The organism is Parabacteroides sp. TM07-1AC (assembly GCF_003480915.1).
GTDB lineage: Bacteria > Bacteroidota > Bacteroidia > Bacteroidales > Tannerellaceae > Parabacteroides > Parabacteroides chongii.
Window position 1 is genome coordinate 732,081 of the sequence record NZ_QUKD01000002.1, and the last position, 20,820, is coordinate 752,900.

At 42.0% G+C, this 20,820-nt stretch carries 16 protein-coding genes; 2 read left to right on the forward strand and 14 right to left on the reverse strand.

The features are described from left to right. Nucleotides 1-12: 12 nt before the first annotated feature. From DXD68_RS07475 to DXD68_RS07530, 13 genes are all read right to left on the reverse strand, one after another. Nucleotides 13-1,902, reverse strand: a complete 1,890-nt coding sequence (locus tag DXD68_RS07475) for a right-handed parallel beta-helix repeat-containing protein (RefSeq protein WP_122360993.1) — start codon at nucleotides 1,900-1,902, stop codon at nucleotides 13-15. A gap of 21 nt (nucleotides 1,903-1,923) precedes the next feature. After that, the gene (locus DXD68_RS07480; RefSeq protein WP_122360994.1) at nucleotides 1,924-4,263 is read right to left on the reverse strand and encodes a carbohydrate-binding protein; all 2,340 of its coding nucleotides are present in this window, start codon (nucleotides 4,261-4,263) and stop codon (nucleotides 1,924-1,926) included. A gap of 160 nt (nucleotides 4,264-4,423) precedes the next feature. Further along, nucleotides 4,424-4,696 carry a DUF4469 domain-containing protein gene (locus tag DXD68_RS24425; protein ID WP_233577035.1) on the reverse strand — a complete coding sequence of 91 codons (273 nt, stop codon included), beginning with the start codon at nucleotides 4,694-4,696 and terminating at the stop codon, nucleotides 4,424-4,426. Next, complete coding sequence (locus DXD68_RS24430) at nucleotides 4,690-5,055, reverse strand: DNA-binding domain-containing protein (RefSeq protein ID WP_233577036.1); 366 nt, start codon at nucleotides 5,053-5,055, stop codon at nucleotides 4,690-4,692. The genes DXD68_RS24425 and DXD68_RS24430 overlap by 7 nt, the downstream gene beginning before the upstream one ends. Nucleotides 5,056-5,291: 236 nt before the next feature. Further along, nucleotides 5,292-7,070: a RagB/SusD family nutrient uptake outer membrane protein gene (locus DXD68_RS07490; RefSeq protein ID WP_122360995.1), complete on the reverse strand. Its 1,779-nt coding sequence runs from the start codon at nucleotides 7,068-7,070 to the stop codon at nucleotides 5,292-5,294. 14 nt (nucleotides 7,071-7,084) lie between these two features. After that, complete coding sequence (locus tag DXD68_RS07495) at nucleotides 7,085-10,516, reverse strand: TonB-dependent receptor (RefSeq protein WP_122360996.1); 3,432 nt, start codon at nucleotides 10,514-10,516, stop codon at nucleotides 7,085-7,087. Nucleotides 10,517-10,670: 154 nt separating this feature from the next. After that, a complete protein-coding gene (locus DXD68_RS07500; RefSeq protein WP_122360997.1) occupies nucleotides 10,671-11,666 on the reverse strand; it encodes a FecR family protein in 996 nt (331 codons plus the stop codon). Between the two features lie 82 nt (nucleotides 11,667-11,748). Beyond that, nucleotides 11,749-12,327 (reverse strand): RNA polymerase sigma-70 factor, encoded by a 579-nt coding sequence (locus tag DXD68_RS07505; protein ID WP_122360998.1) that lies wholly within the window; start codon nucleotides 12,325-12,327, stop codon nucleotides 11,749-11,751. Between the two features lie 368 nt (nucleotides 12,328-12,695). Then, the gene (locus DXD68_RS07510) at nucleotides 12,696-14,048 is read right to left on the reverse strand and encodes a TolC family protein (RefSeq protein ID WP_122360999.1); all 1,353 of its coding nucleotides are present in this window, start codon (nucleotides 14,046-14,048) and stop codon (nucleotides 12,696-12,698) included. An 18-nt stretch (nucleotides 14,049-14,066) separates the two neighbouring features. Beyond that, nucleotides 14,067-15,188 carry an efflux RND transporter periplasmic adaptor subunit gene (locus DXD68_RS07515; protein ID WP_075556172.1) on the reverse strand — a complete coding sequence of 374 codons (1,122 nt, stop codon included), beginning with the start codon at nucleotides 15,186-15,188 and terminating at the stop codon, nucleotides 14,067-14,069. Nucleotides 15,189-15,226: 38 nt separating this feature from the next. Beyond that, nucleotides 15,227-16,492 carry an ABC transporter permease gene (locus DXD68_RS07520; RefSeq protein WP_122361000.1) on the reverse strand — a complete coding sequence of 422 codons (1,266 nt, stop codon included), beginning with the start codon at nucleotides 16,490-16,492 and terminating at the stop codon, nucleotides 15,227-15,229. Between the two features lie 12 nt (nucleotides 16,493-16,504). Continuing rightward, entirely contained in the window at nucleotides 16,505-17,770 is a 1,266-nt protein-coding gene (locus tag DXD68_RS07525; protein WP_122361001.1) for an ABC transporter permease, read from the reverse strand. Then, on the reverse strand, nucleotides 17,757-18,446 hold the full coding sequence (locus tag DXD68_RS07530; protein WP_122361108.1) for an ABC transporter ATP-binding protein: 690 nt from the start codon (nucleotides 18,444-18,446) through the stop codon (nucleotides 17,757-17,759). The genes DXD68_RS07525 and DXD68_RS07530 overlap by 14 nt, the downstream gene beginning before the upstream one ends. A 520-nt stretch (nucleotides 18,447-18,966) precedes the next feature. Here DXD68_RS07530 and DXD68_RS07535 point away from each other — a divergent pair. After that, entirely contained in the window at nucleotides 18,967-19,689 is a 723-nt protein-coding gene (locus DXD68_RS07535) for an MBL fold metallo-hydrolase (RefSeq protein WP_122361002.1), read from the forward strand. A gap of 18 nt (nucleotides 19,690-19,707) precedes the next feature. Further along, entirely contained in the window at nucleotides 19,708-20,085 is a 378-nt protein-coding gene (locus tag DXD68_RS07540; protein ID WP_122361003.1) for a VOC family protein, read from the forward strand. A gap of 28 nt (nucleotides 20,086-20,113) precedes the next feature. On the opposite strand, the gene DXD68_RS07545 is transcribed toward DXD68_RS07540, so the two are convergent. Then, nucleotides 20,114-20,587, reverse strand: coding sequence for a GyrI-like domain-containing protein (locus DXD68_RS07545; protein WP_122361004.1), 474 nt, complete (start codon nucleotides 20,585-20,587; stop codon nucleotides 20,114-20,116). Nucleotides 20,588-20,820: the final 233 nt, after the last annotated feature.

The following is a 20,820-nucleotide window of genomic DNA, read 5'->3' on the forward strand; positions in this document are numbered from 1 at the left end:
ATTATTTTAAATCTACCAAACCTTCATACGAATTGTCCCACCCTGTAATGTTTCCACAGGTCCAATAACAGGAGATTGTCCTGAGCGGGCAACACCGAAGTAATCCTTATCCAAAATGAAAGGAGTCCCATCAAAATGTTCATAAGGCAAGCCTGACAGTTTGGTTATACCCAACCGGGCTGAATCCACCGTTTTTACCTGCATTAATGCCGGTGAGATTTGTCCCATTTTGAATGATAAATAAACCCCGTCTGCTGTTTCTTCCAATTTCAAATCAGGATCATAACTATCCATAACACTCCCCTGGTTTCTATCCGTCATCGGTTTCGCACCGTTACAAAACAGGTTATCTTCCGCATAAACAGGCCCTTTTGCCGGATCATACATGCACAAACCATATTGGGCGTCAGGAACCTTCCCGCCAACAAACAGGTTGTTATAAAAACGATGGTCTCCATTAGTAATAGTCGTTATTCCTTTCACTTCAGTGGAATGATTCAAATGGTAAGGCGTGTAACGCATATCGTCCTGGCGATTGATATAACCACCAAAAAGGTTATGCAAGAATGCTCCCCCATCGGTATCATCGAACAAGGAACGCCGTGAAAGAAGGATATTATTATCCACGATATAAGGTCCATGGTCCACTTCAAAAAACAAATCCGGTTCCTTATTGTCATAAAGCAAATTGGATGATATCCGCATACCTTGTGCCATCCAATCCATCCAAATACCAAAATTACCTATTTTATGGATCCGGTTGTGATGGATATAAGTATCTATTGCCCCATGCAATTTAATACCAGCCATTTCAGCTCCGCTAAATTGTCCCTTCACATGGATATTATAAATATGGTTTCCACTGATTTCACTAAACGCAGCCCCCATGCTTCCACAAATACCCGTTTGTTCACAATCTGAAATGATATTATTACGAACAATATGAGAACCGACATTGTCTTTAGCCCATCCACGACGCAACGTGTTAAATATAACCTCTATGTAATGTGCCGTACCATCCAATCGTTTATCATTACACTCCAAATTATGCCCGCTACCTCTCTCTTTACCCAAAGTAATGCCGTTGCACCGGGAATTTTTAATCACATTGTCTTCTATGATCCAGCCTTTACACCAATGCGTAGCAATCATACCGACCTGCTCGGCCGTCGGAGCAGCCCATTGGGTAGCAGCTTGGCTCACATGGAACCCGCGGATCGTTATGTAATCCAATCCTTCACGGGTAGGGTAAAAACAAGTAGGGCGGACTGCAATCTCGACAGTTTCCTTGTTCGGGTCGGCATCCCCGAAATTCGCATAGATAGTTGTTTTATCTGCATCGACTTCGGCGAACCAAACATTTGTAGCCCCCTGTGGATCGCGTATTGTACGCATCGTATCGGGGGCAATGACCTTCTCCACACTGGTTGTTTCGTATAATGACACATCATTCAGATATACATCACCGGTATGATGGTCGCGCCCATGATTAGAAAACCAATCTCCAAATATTTTATCGTTATACGGATTATAGTTTCCAAAGAAAATGTTTGGCAATATGACTTTCCATACCCCTTTCCCTTTCTTTTCTTTTTTCCATCCCGTTACCAATTCCGAACCTTTGATTTCAGCCTTTTCACCTTTGGCCACCCGATACAGGATCCGTTTCCCTTCCCGTTCTCCGCCATTGAGCGGGTTCACCCATTCACGATAGGTTCCGTCATGCACTGTCACCGTATCTCCCGGCAAAGCCTTTTGGGCAGCCCAATTAATTGTTTTAAAAGGAGATGAGACATCTCCGTTATTAGCATCGCTTCCTTTGACGGATACATGGTATTCCCGCGCAAACAACAGGTTTCCACACAAACTGAATATCGAAATTAAGCATAGTACTTTTTTCATGATTTGAATATTATCTATGAATTATTCTTTCGGCCAAACTTTCCATTCCTGTCGCCCCTCTCCTTTCATTTCAATAGCACCAGGGAATGGTCTTGCGCCTTTTCTTTTATTCCCCCAATAGTCGAAATCAAGCTTCAACTTACTGTCATCGGGATTGATAAAAGGCAAATCCGGAGTTATGGCATTCTCTATATTCTTTGTAGTCATCAACTTGCAAGGTGCTTTTTTCCACTCCTTGGAGACATTCATCGACAAATACCATCCATCCTCTTTTTGCTCAAGTTTCACGTCCGGAACAAACTCTTTCAGTAACAAATAAGATTTATCATCAGGTGACGGTTCCGCCCCATTGGAAAAAACATTCCCAACAAAACGTAAAGGCAACTGAGGCTCATCCCAATGATTTAAAGACGCTTTATCCGACAAAAGATTATTATACCATTGCAAATCACCACCATTATTCTTTATATTCCCGACAGAGACAGTTCCATGCGGCTCATAAATAAACGATTTCCGCCCACCTGCACAACGGTCTATGCCCGCAAAAATTTTACCTGTAGCGATATTGTGGATACAAGCTATTCCTTGAGAAAGACATATACTATACCCGGACAAACAAATATTGTTGGCAACCAACGTCGGTCCATGGCATACTTCTATGAACAAATCTTCCAGTTTATCATTATTATGCAAAAGGTTACCCACAATCTGCATACCCGTAGCTCCCCAATCAATCCATATTCCCCGTATACATTTATAAATATGATTGTCCTTAATCACGGCATCATTGGCAAAATGCAACTTGATACCAGCCATCTCATCTCCCTCGAATGTCTCATCCAAACAGACATCATGTATCTCATTCCCTTCTATCAAACTGAATGCACCGCCGCTACAACCAACGATACCTGTCTGGCCACATTCATAGATATGATTATTACGAACAATATGGAATCCGGCTTCCTCTTTTGTCCAAGAAGCATCTGCAAAGTAATCAGCCAATTGTTCTTTGCTCTGACCGGCATCCGGTTCTGGATAAATTACCGGCAACTCTTTTTGATAATGGTGCGCATGACCATAGGTTGGACGACCCAATGAAATACCCGAACAACGTGAGTTACGGATCGTATTGTTCTCTATGATCCATCCTTTTGCCCAACGCGGACCTATCAGTCCGGGCTGCTCTGCCGAAGGAGGAGCCCAATTAGTAGCCGCATTCTCCAATGTAAAGCCACGAACCGTAATGAAATCAATTCCTGTCTTATCCGGATAGAAAACTTGCGGACGAACCGTTATCTCCACAGACTCTTTATTCGGATCTATTCCGTTCGGGAATTTTACCCAAAGCGTCGTCTTGCCATCTACTTTCAAATCCGGAGCTTTCAATACCAAACAAATATCCTGTTTGCCAGCCAACTTTCGTGACATTTTCATAGGAAACACAGCAAACTGTTCCCAATCACCCGTATTGGTCACCATGGAAGAACCAAGAAGTTCCCCATCAGGAGTTCCTAAGTGCATTTCCACAATCCCACCTTTTGCCAGTGTAGCAGCTTGATAGAATAGCGTATCGGTACCGGAAGCGAAATCCACCCCTTCAAAATACATCACAGAACCGTCTTTCAAATAACCAAAAGGCCAACGGTCAACAATGGCAATACACACCGCTTGGTCACCCCCATCTACCGAAGCCTGCATAGAAGTCATCCGTTGCCCCCCTGCCGGTTGGATCCATTCGAAATTCATCAACACCGGGCCTCCGTTTCCATCAGCCTCAGCATACCAACCCTGCCGATTTTCATCGGAATGGAGAAGACTTTCTAAAGAAAATGTTTCCCGTATCCGCTTTCCATTTAGAAAAACGTTACCAGTATGATTGGGTCTGCCTTTTCCCCGATACCAACTTCCATAAATCAGCTCATCAAAAGGATTGCCCTCTCCGAAGAAAGAATTGGGCAAGGTCAATTTCCAAACATCGTCTTGCATTTTACTCCATCCTTTAACAGGTTCCGAACCTGTTATGGTTACTTGTTCACCCGGGGCTACCTGATAAATTATACGCATTTTATTAGAAGTACCTCCTTTGGGGGGAGCCACCCGCTCCCGATAAACACCTTCATGTACAATGACCACATCTCCTGGCATCGCCTTATCGGCAGCCGCCTGAATGGTTTGGAACGGGGCAGACAGACTTCCCGCATTCGTATCCCTTCCTTTTACGGATACATGGTATTCCCTGGCAGACAATTGTCCGCACAAAAGAAATACCGCAATCAAACACACAAATTTCTTTATTTCTTTACATTCTTGTAAGCCTAGAGTTAACACGTCCATGGCAACTTCCAATACTATTTTCTTCATCTTTTAAAACTCATTTGAATTTTACTTTTTGAACTTAACAAATATATGAACTGCCTCTTTTTCACAAAATAGCAAAATACTGTCTTTTCTGTGGATTATTATTTCCTGCCGAGCAAAAGATAAGTAAGTCTCTAAACTGCAACCATCTAAATCTAGAAACTTAGATGGTGTAAATCAGACGGTCATCGTCATCACTTCCAGGTACATCACCCACGTAAAGCAAAACCAGGAAAGTATATGTACGTGCTTCCTTCACCAAGTTGTCATCTGCACTATACTGTGTTTTAAGACTCAATTTGTATTCACCGTTAGTCAATGCCGGAAGCATGAATGTAACTTGCAACGGGTTGTTGTGTATCAACAAAACAACTTTCTTGGCTTTCCCCTCGGCTGGGGTAAGATAAATACCAACCGTCGGGCCGTCACCTACCATCTTGATGTTTGTCCCTGTAATGGGCAGGGCCGGAAGAGGTCAACTGCAAATTCTTCACCCGTCGTTGTATCGACAATATCATTGATAATTGCTCCGACAACAGCCGGACGAGTTTCTACGACGACATACTTCAACGTGTCACGCAACAACTTACCTAGTGTATAAGAAACTCCTAATCTATGGATAACGGAATTGAACGGAGCTTTCTCGCCGTCGAACGCCCCACTGACATTCACCAAATACTGACCGACACCATCCACCACGCTTTTGCCTTCGGCGATGGCATTAACCTTCTCCTGGTCGGCAGGATTCAAAATGTTTACAATGGTTTCTTTGTGATATTCGATACGTTTAACCACAATACGGCCGGGCTATCTAACTGTTATGTAATGAACCTGTAACGACCGGTTTAGCCACATAATCGCCTTTCACTTCCGTGATGGCGTTGTATATAAGTTACACTCAGTTTTATTTTTTCTGCCATGGTATACGAATTTCAAAGATTAAAGTACTTTGCTTGCAAAATAAAAAGCATGCAGACAAATCTTTACAGATAAAATCTGCATGCTTTAGTGAATCAATTCAAATCAAAAACTTATTTCAACGGGTCGAAGGTACCGCCCCACTCGTTGTTCTGCTCCAGTTTCGAATTGCGGTCGAGGTCGTCTTTCTTAATCGGATAGAACCAGTGGTTATTATCCAAGTTAAAACGATACAACGATTTGTCGCCATCCACACATTCGATATAGTCGAAATGGAACAACTTGTTCACTTCGGGGTCGAACATATCTTTCGTCCAATCGAAATTGCCATTTTTAACGATATTGTAATCATCAATCACCAGCCAAAGGGTTGAACGATATTTTATACCATTCAGGATATCGAAACGTTTCCAACGCCGCAAATCGTCCCAACGCTTATTTTCATAAGCAAATTCGATATAACGTTCCGTCATATAGGCTTCACGAATTTCATCCTGAGAAGTAGCAGTAATACCATATTTACCTGTGGTATTTTCTATACCGGCACGCTTACGGACATCATACAACACCTGCAATGCTTCGCCGCTCTTTCCTAATTCATTGGCACATTCGCCATAATTCATCAGCACTTCCGTGAAACGGATTTCAACCCAATCGATCTGGGCTTCATACACTTTATTGTAATTGATGGAATAATCCAATCCTTTACGTTGATAAAAATTAGCACTAGTACCAGTCCCGCTTCCACGCTGATCATAATACAACGAAGTGTATTCACCATTGTTCATCCTCCAAGCATTCCAATATTTCTGACCTCCCGTCAACATATCATCACACGGATATTCAGTTCCCGGACAGAATACCGTAGCATGGAAACGTGGGTCGCGATTATTATAGAAATCATTTACGAATTGTTGGTTATAAGTCTTATCACTCAAACGATTTACATCCAGTTCCAACGGTGTTCCGTCAGCTTTCGGGAAAGCCATCAACAACGGAAGGATAGCTTGGTTCTGCTCAGCCATATCTCTTGTAAGAGGCAACGGACGGATATTCTTCTGATCCAGATAATGATCCGGTCCATAGAACTGGTTCACCATAATCACCTCACAATTTTGCTCGTCATACCAAATATCGGCATATTTACCTTGATACAACCCTTTACCTACACTTTGCAAGAAATCGACAGCCTCCTTATTTGCTTTATAAGCCTGCTCCCAACGAGCTTGATCGTGGCTTGGATTGAACAACGGGCTGGCGTATGCCAATAGAATACGACCTTTTAAAGCCATAGCACATCCCTTATCAATACGTCCATAGTCACTATCCCCCCAAGTGTCAGGCAGTAAAGAAATGGCTTCATCCAAATCCTTCACAATCTGAGCCATACATTCACTGGTGGAGTTACGAGAAACCAATAGGGAATTGATGTCAGATACATCCTGCACTTCCAAAATCAAGGGAACCCCTCCCAGGGTAAAAACCTTTCCCCAATAGTCCCATGCACGCCAAAACAAAGCTTGACCACGCATTTGATTATTTTCTTCCACAGATAAGACAGCAGGGTCAACCGTCTCCAAGTTAGTCAAAAAGAAATTAATCCTATCAATAAATCGATAATCCAATTTTTGACCACTAATATCTACTGAATATTCACCACGCACATACTGGTTCATTTCCGTAGTACCATTCATACCTTCATCCGTATTATTGGCAGCAATCGGCCATCCCGGCATCATGTTACCATAAATATTCGACAGGAATGCACTGATCATTTGAGGATCTTTCCATACTCCATCCGGAGTAATGGAATTTGTATTTTCGTAATCCAGGCTGCATCCATACATAAAGAAAGCACAAAGCATACCTGCTAATAATTTAATTCGTTTCATTATTTACTCCAGATTTAAAATTTAACATCAATACCAAAATTGAATGACCGCATGATCGGATAGGCATTACCATTTTCCAATTCCGGATCATAATATTTAAAGCTACTCCAAACAAAGAGATTTGATCCCGTCACAAAAAGTCGAACATTATCAAACAACTTATTATAGAATTGATTTTTCGGCAAATCATAACTCAATGTAATGTATTTCAAACGCATAAAATTGGTCTTCTTCAGCCAGAACTGGCATTCGTCATCTTTGTATGTTCTCGGTTCATTTGCACTCTTTTGCTTCGGAAGCATCGCATTCGGGTTTTCGGGTGTCCAACTATTATCATACCACTCCGACCACATACGGTTCCACTCCACATTACCAGCCAAATCACGGAATGAACGGTCTTTACCTAATTCGCCGGAGAACATCATGTCCAAACTCAAACCTTTCCAACTACCACCCAAGTTCAAACCATACTGAACAGGGAAGTTCTTGTTACGCAATACAACACGGTCCCAGCTATCTACAACGCCATCGGGTTTGCCATCCGGACCAGAATGGTCTTTATAAACCAGCATACCTAATTCCGGCTTCATACCTTTAAATGAATAATTCGGATGTTCTGCGTTGAAAGCGTCCAACTCTTCTTGTGTACGAATGATACGGTCAAAATCATATCCGATCCAACGAGTTGTGGATGTACCAATAGGAATGTCAATCCATTGAGCATTCTCTGCATAATCTTTGTATTTGATTTCGTTCCAACCATAGGACAGTGTCAAATTACCAAAATAATTGAATTCACGACTATTCCCTCTATATCCCAACTGAAGGTCAATACCTTGTGCATTCATCTTACCGTAGTTTTCGGCAGGCATGTCACGACTAAAGGTAGTCGGCAATGTCGCTTGACGGTTATCTAAAATATCATAAGATTTACGGAACCAATAATCAGCACTCAAACTCCAATGATCCAAAAAGCTCATATCCAAACCTATATTATAATTTAAAGCCTTTTCCCAGGTTAGATTCGGATTGACCACATTACCATAATTCAAACCAACATGTTTAGAAGGATTCTTACCGAAATAAGCACCTTTGATATCATTGTTATCATTCAGCTTTGTTGCTGTATAAGACTCCTGCCATTGCCATCCACCGACAGAATCGTCACCGGTCAGACCGACAGAACCACGTATCTTCATAAATTGAATCCACTTTTTGTTGAAGAAGTTTTCTTCCGACAATACCCAACCTAAAGAACCAGCAGGGAAGAATCCCCAACGCTGAGAAGGAGCGAAGTTCATAGAACCATCTTCACGGAAAGAGAAACCTAACAAATATTTATTGGCATACGAATAACTGAACTGTCCGACATAAGACATACGTCCATTCTTAGCAGAAGCATCACCACCTCCTTCAGTAAACTCACGCGAACTACCTGCCGCCCAAAACTGGTCAGTCTGATAAGTCGGAAATGTTTCTCTTAAACCGTAAACACTATCATTGAAACCTTCAGACCATTCTGTCAACAATACAGCTGCCACATTATGGACATCGTTAAATGTATTAGCGTAATTCAAATAGAAGTTCAATTGCTGTGTGTCTCCCCATTTGGAATCCTTACGCAAATAATCTCTTCCATATTGGCTAGATTTACGAACATTAACAATATCTTCATCACGAGTAGACATAATACGACCATTCGCACCCGAATGTTTTGTTACATACATATCATAATTGGTATAATATCCGTTTACTGTGCTATGAGTCCAAGTCTTATTATATTGGACACTTGCACTCAAGCCTTTCAAGAAAGGCATTTTGTATGTACCCTTTACTGTAAATGTTGGATTCAGTCGTTTATCATGACGATATCCGTCAGCACCCAATACACGGGCACCCACATTCCCTATCCAACCGTAATCCACAAATTTACCACTATCCGTAAACACCGGCTGTTCCGGTTGCCAGATACGCAACTTACCATACGTATCGTATGCCCAATCCGTACCATCACTGGCAATACGACCAATCTTGTCATTTGTCAATGAAAAACCTGTATACAATTCAAAATCATCGGTCACATCAGCCGTCACATTCATACGTATATTATATTTATCGTATGTAAGCGGAGCCAGGAACCCTTCTTGCTTCATATAAGAAGCCGCACCAAAGTAATGAATCCGGTCATTACCTCCCGAGATATTGATATTGTGTGTCTGTGTGGTCGGGTTCTGATACACTTCATCCAACTGGTTGTATCCATACCCGTTATTAATAGACCGTATATGATCAATTTCCTCCTGAGTCCATTTATTAGTAGCTTCAGGGTTAACACGATTGTATATCTCCGCTGTTTGTACACCGTCTGTCAGATCGTAACTCTTTGTACGTGTATCGACAGAGAAACCGTATGAATAGTTGATAGTCGGTTTACCGATCTTACCTTTTTTGGTTGTTACGATAACAACACCACCAGAAGAACGTGATCCGTAAATAGCAGCCGAAGCAGCATCTTTCAATACAGAAATGTCCTCAATTTCATTTGCACTCATCGCATTGAAAGAGGTAGCATCTCTAACGACACCATCAATAACATAAGTTACCGGCTGCGGATTGTACTTTTCCTCCTTCCAGGAAGAAACAGTACGGATCTTCAAACTCGGGTTCGTTCCAGGAAGTCCATTTTTAGAGGAAATATTGACACCAGCCATTTTTCCTGCCAACAAATTCGCGGCTGAGGCAGTAGGAATGGTTGTGAGGTTTTCTTCCATCTTCATATTAGAGACAGCTCCTGTCAACGATGTTTTTTTCTGTGTCAAATAACCGACAACAACCACTTCATCCAATAACTCTGTATCATTTGCCATCGTTATCTTAAGTGAATTTTTCCCTTTTACCGGAATCTCCATATTTTTAAAACCGACAAAAGAGACAAGTAAAGTCGCATTATCATTTACATTTAAAGAAAACTTCCCATCAATATCAGAAATTGTTCCATTATCTGTGGTTCCTTTCTCTAAAATATTAGCACCAATTACCGGTTCACCATTCGGATCAACGATCATACCGGAAATCATTTTTTTGTTTTGGTCTACAGCCGAAGCAATAGTAGATGTTACTTTCGGTTTGTAAATAGATATCGTCTTGTTTTCAATATCATACTTAACGTCCATTCCCTTAAAAACATCGGACAAAACTTGGTTTAAAGTTTCATCAGTTACATTTACCGTAACCTTTTGTTTGATATTAATATCATTATTACGTACCAGGATTGAATAACCTGTTTGTCGTTCTATGTCATCAAGAACTTTACTAATAGGGGCATTTTTGTGATTTACTGTAATTTTCACGCTTTGTAATGCCGTATTGGCATATACAGAAGTAGATATTACGCCCATCGCCAAAAATAAACCCAATTGTTTGATTGAGAAATACTTTCTTTTCATACTTTTGTAACGATTTCGTTAGTTAACAACTAATTAATTCAAAAAAATCATCTAATGAATCGGAGAGAAGTGCCAACTATCTCCGATTCTTTTTTTAACTGGTGTTTTCCATAAATTCTCTTTTAAAGTTAAACATCCTATTTTAATCGCAGTTTTATCTATCCTTTAACATTATTACGCTTCCACTCTGTTCGAAACGATATTTCTTATCCACGTCAATAAAATTAAACACTTCCTGAAGTGACATTGTCAGATTAATACTTCCTGTAAAGTATTCATTTGTAACCTTTTTACTCTCTACATGGATCTTTATATTATATTTCCGCTCTATATCTTTCAATATATCAAGGAAAGAAGCATTCACAAAACTCAACCGCCCCGTCGTCCATAAAGATGATTTATGCGACTCAGTCGTTTCGCTGTACAAGGCACCCGTTTCACGATTATATATCGCTTTTTCATCCGGTTTCAAACGGACTTGTTTATTATTAGCCAATACATCTACCCCACCATTGATCAGTGCCACTTCTGTCTCCGAGTCTTCCGGATACGAACGAAGATTAAATGTCGTTCCGGTCACTTTCACCTGCATACCACCTGCATAGACTTGAAAAACTTTTTCGACATTTTTCGCCACTTCAAAATAGCCCTCACCTACCAAATAGACATTTCGCTCTTTCTTCCCGTATGATAACGGATACTTCAAGACAGAGCCGGAATTAAGGACTACCGTTGAACCGTCAGGAAGAACCACTTTGGTTTGCGAACCCAGAGGAACCGTCATTTCATTATATAGCTGTTCGCCTGATTCATCCAATTCATTGTATGTAAAAATAGAACCGATGGAAACAGAAACCATCAATAGAAGGACTGCAGCAACGTTTCGTACATAGATAAACCACCGGCGCCGTAAAGTAGCTCCGGACGTTATATGCAACCTTTCTTTCAAATGGGTATATTGGGTTTCTTTCTGAGATTCAAAGGCTGGAACATGAAGAAGCGCGTACAACTTTACCATTTCGTTGTACCGCTCTCTGTATAAATCAGACTCCTCTACCAAAGCGAACAAAGATACTTTCTCCTTGTCCGTTATGGAACCTGAAATATAGTTACTCATTAGTTCCTCAAATAATATATCTTTATCTTGCATATACTGCTAAATTTTCCGGTTGTTTAGAATTAATACACATCTCAACCGGAAAACATTTAGATAAAATCAAACTTTTTTGAATTTAATATAAGAAAAGAAATAGAAGATGTTTTAATGCCGGTTTTAAACGATCTGTCGCGTTCTTTAACTGAACACGTACCGTACTGACAGTCAAACCCATATCATGGGCTATAACATCAACCTCCTTGCCGGCATAAAAATACTCCTCAAAGACTTGCCGGCATTTCAAAGGTAATCGATTTACTGCCGAACGTATCTCTTCTTCCGTCTGGCGCATTTCTACATATTGCAGCGGAACCGGTGTCGATTGGATATAATTTTCCTGAAAAGCTAACATTTGGTCTTTGTGCTCATCCAAAACATTTTGCTGAGCTCTTTGCATGCGTATGTAATTGAGACACCCATTTTGGACAGAACGGACCAGATAATAATGTATAGGATACGATAAGGTTTCTCTCTTATTCCATATATTGACAAAAACATCATCTACAATTTCAGCGCTACAGCTTTTGTCTAACAGATAGCATAAAGCAACAGCATTCAAATAGCTATAATAAGCACTATACAACCCGGAAAAAGCTTTTTCCGAGCCGTTTCTGATCTGCTCTATTACCTCCTTATTTATATGGTTTATATTCATAAAACGTTCATGCTGCTTTTTCCAATAAATATTAGTTCATGAAGAACTATGTCCGCTTCTGTTTTGTACACAAATAAGAATCAGCACCTTCATCTTTTTATAAAAAATCTCACATTATCTTCCTCATTGCATCATCCTTTGATTTCGATAAGAATAGTACGCTAACTATTCCATAGTTCTTCATGAACTAGTTCTTTTTGGGGATTAAATCTCCGCTTTATGCAGCAAATATAATATTTATTCACTCCTTTTGAACAGAATTCACCAAATAAAAACAAAAGGGAAGCTTTCTCACGAAAACCTCCCTTCTTTTTGGTGTGTCTATCAATTATGTTGTAAAAAGGATCTGTATCCTTGTGTAAATAATATTACAAAGTAATCGGTGTTCCATGATAGAAATCCAAAATCTTGGCACGGAAAATAAAGTTATATTTCGCCTGTGTCTGTTCAGCCAGGCTCTGCGCATACTTGGTCTTTGCCTCGCTGTACTCAAAAACAGTACTTTTTCCGGCTCCATAACGATCCTCTGCATAAGAGAAAGCTATTTTGCTGGCATCGACCGACTTGTCGGACGATACATATTTTTCCTGTGCAGCCGTGGCATTGTAATAAGCCTGCTGGATTTCCTTATAAAGTGTCTTTTTCGTGTTCTCCATCAGCAACTCGCGATTGTGGATAGCGATACGGGCAGAACGAACACTGTTACGCACCTGGAAACGATTGAAGATCGGAATGCTCAAACTGAAACCGATCGATTTCTGTCCGTTATTCTTCAACTGGTCACTAAACGGAGCATTATTATAATCTCCATCACCGAAGTTATGATAGTAACCGTTGCTGTAACCTGCACTGAAATTCAGTTTGGGATAATAACCGGCCTGAGCCACCTTCAGCATTTTCTTCTGGCTTTCGAGCAGGTATTCCTGTTCCTTGACCTGCGGTTTAACACCGACTGCATAGTCGTACACCTGATCCGGCGGGATAATGCTGCTCATATATTGTTCAACCGCATCACCTGTTTCAGGCTCAAGCACGTCGAAATTTTCACCATCACGTTCCAGTTCGAGCGCTTGAGTCAAATCGAGCAATGCCAGCTTTACGTTGTTTCTCGATTCGGTCAGTGTAACCTCGTCTTTTGCCAGCTGCGCTTTCATATCATACAATTGTGACTCCGGGACTTTTCCCGCATTATAAAGCGCCTCCGTCTTTGTTACCTGCTCCGAACTGAGTGCCACCTGCAATTCGGCAATTTTCAACATTTCTTTATTATAAAGAACTTGCAAATAATAGGAAGCCACATTTATAGAAAGGTCTTCCTTCGCTTTATTCAGTGTCTCGATAGATGCTTTCAAGTCCAGCTTGCGCGCTGCAATATCGTTAGGGATCTTGAAACCATCGAATATAGGCATACTCAACTGAATAGAAGCAGAGGTATTTGCCGAGTTACGGTCTACGATCAAACCGTCCTTCGATTCCGAACGACCGAAACCAAAGTTTTCATTGATACTGGCATTCAGGTTGGGCAACCAGCTATATTTGCTGGTATGCAAGGTCACCTCCTGATTCTGCCGCTCCAGTTCTTTCTGCTTCAGATCTATATTATTTTCAATAGCGTAACGGATACATTCCTCCAGCGACCATTGTTTTGGCGCCTCCTGTGCTCCCGCCGGGAGACAGAAAAGGAAAGAAGCCAACGCTATAGATGATATTACTTGTTTCATAGCTTATTCGTTTAAATTTTATTTCTTATTCGGAGCAACAATACCGCCACGAATCTTATCATTTTCAGCCAAACCATCCTTCACTTCAATCTTGATACCGTCAGACAAGCCGACTGTTACAGGACGTTTCTCGAACAGTTGTTCCGGCTTCTCCTGCGTCACGATCTGCACGAAAGTAGAATCGCCGCTGAACTCTACGCAACTTTCAGGAATAGTAATTACATCTGTCGCACGTTTCAGCACAATCTCGGCATTGGCACTGTAACCGGCACGGATAAAGGCATCTTCCGGCATCTGTACGGCAGCTTTAATTTCGAACATCACGGCACCGTTTTCTTCCACACCTTTCGGAGCTACGTATTCCAATACGGCATCGAACGTACGGCTATCCAGCGCACCGACAGTCAATTTAATCGGCATTCCTTCATGGATACGACCCACTTCCGTTTCATCCACTTTTCCACGAAAGATCATATTATTCATATCGGCTACAGAAGCAATCGTCGTACCGTCGTTGAAGGTATTCGACTGAATCACGGAGTTACCCACCTTGATAGGAACATCCAGAATCATACCGGTGATAGTAGAGCGAACCTGCGTCGTACTGGATGCTGCAGACCTGCGGGAAATACCTTCACGGATAATCTCCAATGCATCCTGTGCATTCTCAGCTTCTTCCTGTGCTTTTTTATAGTTGGACAAAGATGTTTCATAATCTTCTTTCGCGATAACTCCCTGCTTATGCAGTTCTTCATCCCGTTTATAGGTAGCTGTAATCTGTTCCAGGTTGATCTTAGCCACACGCACACGCGATTCGGCACTGTTTAACTGAACCATTTCCGGGATCACCTTGATTCTTGCAATAATCTCGCCTTCTTTCACCATCTGACCGGCTTCTTTCAGCAGTTCGGAAATAATACCCGACATCTGAGGTTTGATAAGAACTTCGTCGCGAGGTTCCACCTTTCCGGTCGCTACGGTTTTCGTTTCCACGGAGTCGCGCTTAGGCGTTACTACTTCATAAACAGTAATAACAGGTTGTGATTTTTTCCACAAGAAGTAGAAAGTGCCGATCACGGCGGCTCCCACCAATACTAAAAAGATGATTCGCAGGACTTTCTTTACGATACGATTCTTCATGATTATATAGTTTATTTTAATTGACAAATGATAGTATGTTATTCTTCTCTGATTGCATCAATAGCTTTGATCTGCATGGCTCGCCAGGCGGGAATCAATCCAGCCATCAAGCCACTGATAAGTAACACGAATGTAGCGACAACTGCTGTTCCGATATGAATCTCCGGGTTACTGAAGAAAGTGCCGTTATTAGCCTCTTGCCCGCTGCTTGCCAGCATTCTGTTCACCACATCGAGCAGGAATACCCCGCAACTCAGCCCCATTAATCCGGCCAAAGCCGTAAGCAACAAGCTCTCGCTCATGATCTGGGAAATGATATCGAACGGTTTGGCACCGATAGCACGTCGTACACCGATCTCGCGGGTTCGTTCCCGGACAGTCACCATCATAATATTACTAACTCCGATGATACCGGCCAACAGCGTTCCCATCCCTACCAGCCATACAAGAATATTGATTCCGGTAAAAAGCATATCGAATGTCTCGAACTGCTTGGCTATCGTAAAACTGCTAACAGCCTGCGGGTCGGTCGGTGAAATCTCGTTCTGCATTTTCAGCACCATCGTGATATCATCCACCATCTCCTGACAATTATACCCGTCCTCTGCCGTAGCACACAGGAACCAGAACTTATCACCCTGGTTAGCCACCTGCTGCAAAGTTGTAAAAGGAGTCATAATACTCTCTTCCGTACGTCCGCCAATCTGTACGCGCGGTTTGGGTTTTACCACACCGACCACCTGATAATAAATACCGTTCACGCGGATATACTCGCCAATCGGATCTTCACCCGGAGAAAATAATACTTCGCGGACAATACTTCCGATCACACAGACCTTACGTTTTTCCAACACATCTATCTCATTCAGCAAGCGGCCTTCCAGCACATGCTGCGTTTCAATCTGAAAATATTCTGAGTGCACGCCACGTACATTATATGTACCTGCCTTCTGGCCTCTCACCACATTATTTTGTCCGCCCCACGACATGGCCATCGGCGAAAGGTAGCGAACACCTTTCACACGCTGACGGATCGTTTCCAGGTCGCGGTTACGCATCTGCCAATAACGCCCTTTCTTATATCCTTTATACGCTTCACCGGTACGTTCGGAAAAGAAGAAAGCAGAGTTTGTTGCAAAACCGTCTACTCCCATCAATACTCCATTCTTAAACCCTGTACCGGAACCCAGCAGGATAACGAGCATCAAAATTCCCCAGAACACACCGAACCCGGTCAGAAAACTTCTGGTCTTGTTGCGGGTGATTGTCACCCATATCTCCACCCAACGGTCTATATCGAACATATCTTTCTGTTTTTATTCGTTTCTCATGGCCTCGATAGCCGTAATTTTCACTGCCTTACGTGCCGGGAAATAACCAGCCAACACACCCGCTGCGATAATCAAAAGGGTAGCAGACAAGGCGACACTCAGACTTACCGTCGGATTCAGGAATATACTCATATCATCATTCGAAGAGGCTTGTCCCATACTGTTACTCTCCATTACGGCATTGATGGCTTCCGTCAGTCCTACCCCGGTTATCATTCCAATGTAGCCGAACACTGCCGTTATCAAGATAGACTCCACGATGATCAGTTTCAGGATGGAGAACGGAGTAGCACCGATCGCTTTACGGATACCGAACTCACGGGTTCTTTCCCTTACGGTTATCAACATGATATTACTCACTCCCACGATGCCGGCAGCCAGCGTTCCGATACCGATAATCCAGATAAACAAGGTAATACCGTTCAACATACCGTTAAACATGGCAAAATCTTCAATCGTACTCCACATACCGATCGCCCGCAAATCTTCCGGATCAAAATAGTGTCGTTTACCCATCTGCTGACGGAAACGTTTCTCAAAGGCTTCATATTCTTCTTTGGTGCTGACACCATCCAGGGAGAAGATAATATTATCCAGGCCATAGCCCGAACGATACAGCTGCTGTGCAGTAGAAAAAGGAATATAGGCCGGTGCATTGTTATTATTATCCTCATCCGTATAGATTCCGATTACCTGATAAGCAATATCACTGGCATTTATATATTTACCTAACGGGTCCTCTCCCCTGAAAAGGACTTCTTTCATTCGCGGACTAATAACGATCACCTTTCTCTTTTGCAGGACATCCACTTCATTAATAAAACGTCCGTTGCCTACCGTCATCGTGATCTTGTCGATTATAGCCTTGTCCGGATGGACTCCCTGCAACGAATAAGTATTATATTCCTCTTTATATGAAAGTGTATCGCTTTGATAGAGAATACCCGATACCAGGTTTACTTCCGGATTCTGTTGTTTCAGTGCCACCAGATCGTCGTCTTTATACTTGATCCGTCGGTTCGTCTGCATTCCCTTATAAGGTTTACTGGCAAAGCGGGGCCATGTCTCCACACGGTTTCCCGCCCAACGGTCGAAGTTTTTCATGATGCCGTTTTTCATCCCGTTACCAGCTCCCAGCAGGACGATCAGCATAAAAATCCCCCATGCTACGGAAAAGCCGGTGAGGAATGTACGGAGCTTGTTCTTTTTGATCGTACTCCATATCTCGCGGAAATTATCAAAGTCGAACATATCCTTTTCCTCTTTCTATGTTTTCTATCAGACCATCCTTGACACGGATGATCTTTTCTGTTGCATCGGCTACGGATTGTTCGTGGGTAACGATCACCATAGTCATGCCTTCTTTATTCACATTGCGAAGCAGTTCCATTACCTCGACCGTAGTCTTACTGTCGAGTGCACCGGTCGGCTCGTCGGCCAGGATCACCTGTGGTTTGGCAATCAGGGCACGGGCAATAGCAACACGCTGCTTCTGTCCGCCGGACATTTCACTCGGCATATGCTCCGCCCAGTCTCTCAGACCGACCATATCCAGATACTCCATTGCCATGGCATTTCTTTTTTTGCGGTTCATTCCCTGATAATACAAAGGAAGAGCCACATTCTCCATCGCATTCTTAAAGGAGATCAGGTTAAATGACTGGAAGATAAAACCGATCATCTGGTTACGAAGTTCAGCTGCACGGGTTTCGCTCAGGTTCTGAATCAATTGTCCGTTCAAATGATAAGTACCGGTATCATAAGTATCTAATATTCCCAGTATGTTCAACAGTGTCGATTTCCCCGATCCGGAAGCTCCCATGATCGAAACCATCTCCCCCTTTTCTATCTCCAGGTCTATACCTTTCAAGACATGCAACGGAGCACCATTGAAATACGTTTTGTTAATTCCTTTCAGCTGAATCATAATATCTGTCATTTCTTTTTATTATTAGACGTACACATTGCCAAAAATGTTACATGTTTAAGGAACTTTTTTATTCTCTGACGGAACAAATGTATATTTATATAAGATACCTTGTATCGCAAGGTACTAATAATTACATTATATTAACTATCTATTTATAATCCGGTAAACACATTCTATCACAAAACACTTACAAAATAAACGGATTTTTCTTATTTTCACTGCATCTACTTAATTTTTATTATATTTTAAAAACATCCCATCCAAATCAAGCATTGTTGCTGTTGATTTCATATTTTGTCCACAAAGTAATTGCCTTTCGATAGCTGTCGAAAGGCTTGTTCATTGCTATCAAAAGACCTTACCATAGCTATCGAAAGGCCTTACCATAGCTATCGAAAGGCAAACTGTTTGAGATAAAAAATATAAATCATCCGATCCTTTTGTATATTTGTACCGCAGAAAGCAACTTAATCACAGGATATCATGTTTTATTTACATGAAAACAAAAGAAAACAGTATGAGGCTTACTTATATTTATCACAGCGGCTTTGCCATCGAAGCAGACGGATATGCCATCCTGATCGATTATTTTAAAGATTCGGGAGAAACTCCGGATACGGGATTCGTACACGACGAACTGCTTCATCGCACAGGTACATTATATATACTGTCCTCCCATTTCCATCCGGATCATTTCAATCCGGAGATATTGAAATGGAAAGAGATAAAACCGGATATCCAATATATTTTCTCTAAAGATATCCTGAAACGGCGACGTGCAAAAGCCGAAGACGCCACTTATCTGAAAAAGGGAGATGTTTTTGAAGATGAACATGTCCGCATCCAAGCATTCGGCTCGACCGATGTCGGTATTTCTTTCCTGATCGAGGCTGAAGGCAAACAGCTGTTTCATGCCGGCGACCTCAACAACTGGCATTGGAAAGACGAATCCACCCCACAGGAAGTGGCAAAGGCAGAAGGCGATTACTTGCACGAACTGACAACATTAGCTCAAACAACGCAACATTTACATCTTGCCATGTTCCCCGTCGATCCGCGTATCGGCACAGACTTTATGCGGGGAGCCCGACAGTTTGTCGACCGGATCAAGACAGACGTTTTAGTCCCCATGCACTTTTGGGAACGTCCTGCCGAAGTGGTCGCTTTCGGCCCTTATGCAGAGTCGAAAGGATGTCGTTATATCTTGTTGTCCGTCCCCGGAGAAGGCACTGATTTTTAATTTATAAAGAAAACAATTATGGAAATTAAAAGTAGATTTGATCATTTCAACATCAATGTTCTCGACCTGGAAAGAAGCATCGCTTTCTACAACAAAGCACTGGGGCTGAAAGAGCATCACCGCAAAGAAGCGAAAGACGGCTCCTTCATCCTTGTTTACCTGACAGACGATCAGACCGGTTTCCTACTGGAACTGACCTGGCTAAGAGACCGCAACGAACCATACGAACTGGGAGATAACGAAAGCCATCTCTGTTTCCGCGTGGCGGGTGATTATGATGAAGTCCGCAAATTCCACAAGGAAATGGACTGCGTATGTTACGAGAACACCGACATGGGCTTGTATTTCATCAACGACCCGGATGATTACTGGATCGAAATATTACCAGCCAAATAAAGCAGTAAATATCAAAACCAAAATTGTATCAGCTTTTTACCGGCAATACAATTTTGGTTAACCGGTCGTCGTAAGATTCTTCCTTTTTACGGTAATAGAACTCATAGGCAGTACCTTCCGGCTCATACCCTTTCATCATCATCCAGGAAGTCATCTCGCCATACAAATAATCCATCTCGTCGTAATCGCCTCTGAACAGGCAATGAACCACTTTCGATGACGGAATAACCCGGGGCTGTACACCCTCATTCCCTTCCATCATACAAGATACGGGGAAACAAATCTCTACATCCAGGTCATGCAGATCCATGTTCATAAAATCGTAGTAAATGATAAAAGGCACATCGGTCATATATATGCCTGTTTTTCGTAAAATCCGCAACGCATCCTCGCGTTTCCTGGCAAACATCTCTTCTAATTCTTTGTAACCGACTTTTATGCGGGCTGATAAAACAGGTTGTTCCGCCCGGACCATAAGCCGTATGTCTGAAACCTGTGGCATAGTGTTATTCATTAAAGGGTTAAGAATTTACCAAATATAAAACAAATCCCGAAAAAACCACTATAGAAAGAGGAGAAAAAGCTGAAAATGACACATTTTGATCAGGTAACAAACTAAAGTTACATTTATTGCCAAAACTGAAAACTGAAACAATTCAGCATTTTTTTGAAGAAAATCATTGCAGCTAAACAGATTCCTCTTATATTTGCTTTCCAGAAACGCTCATTATTAAT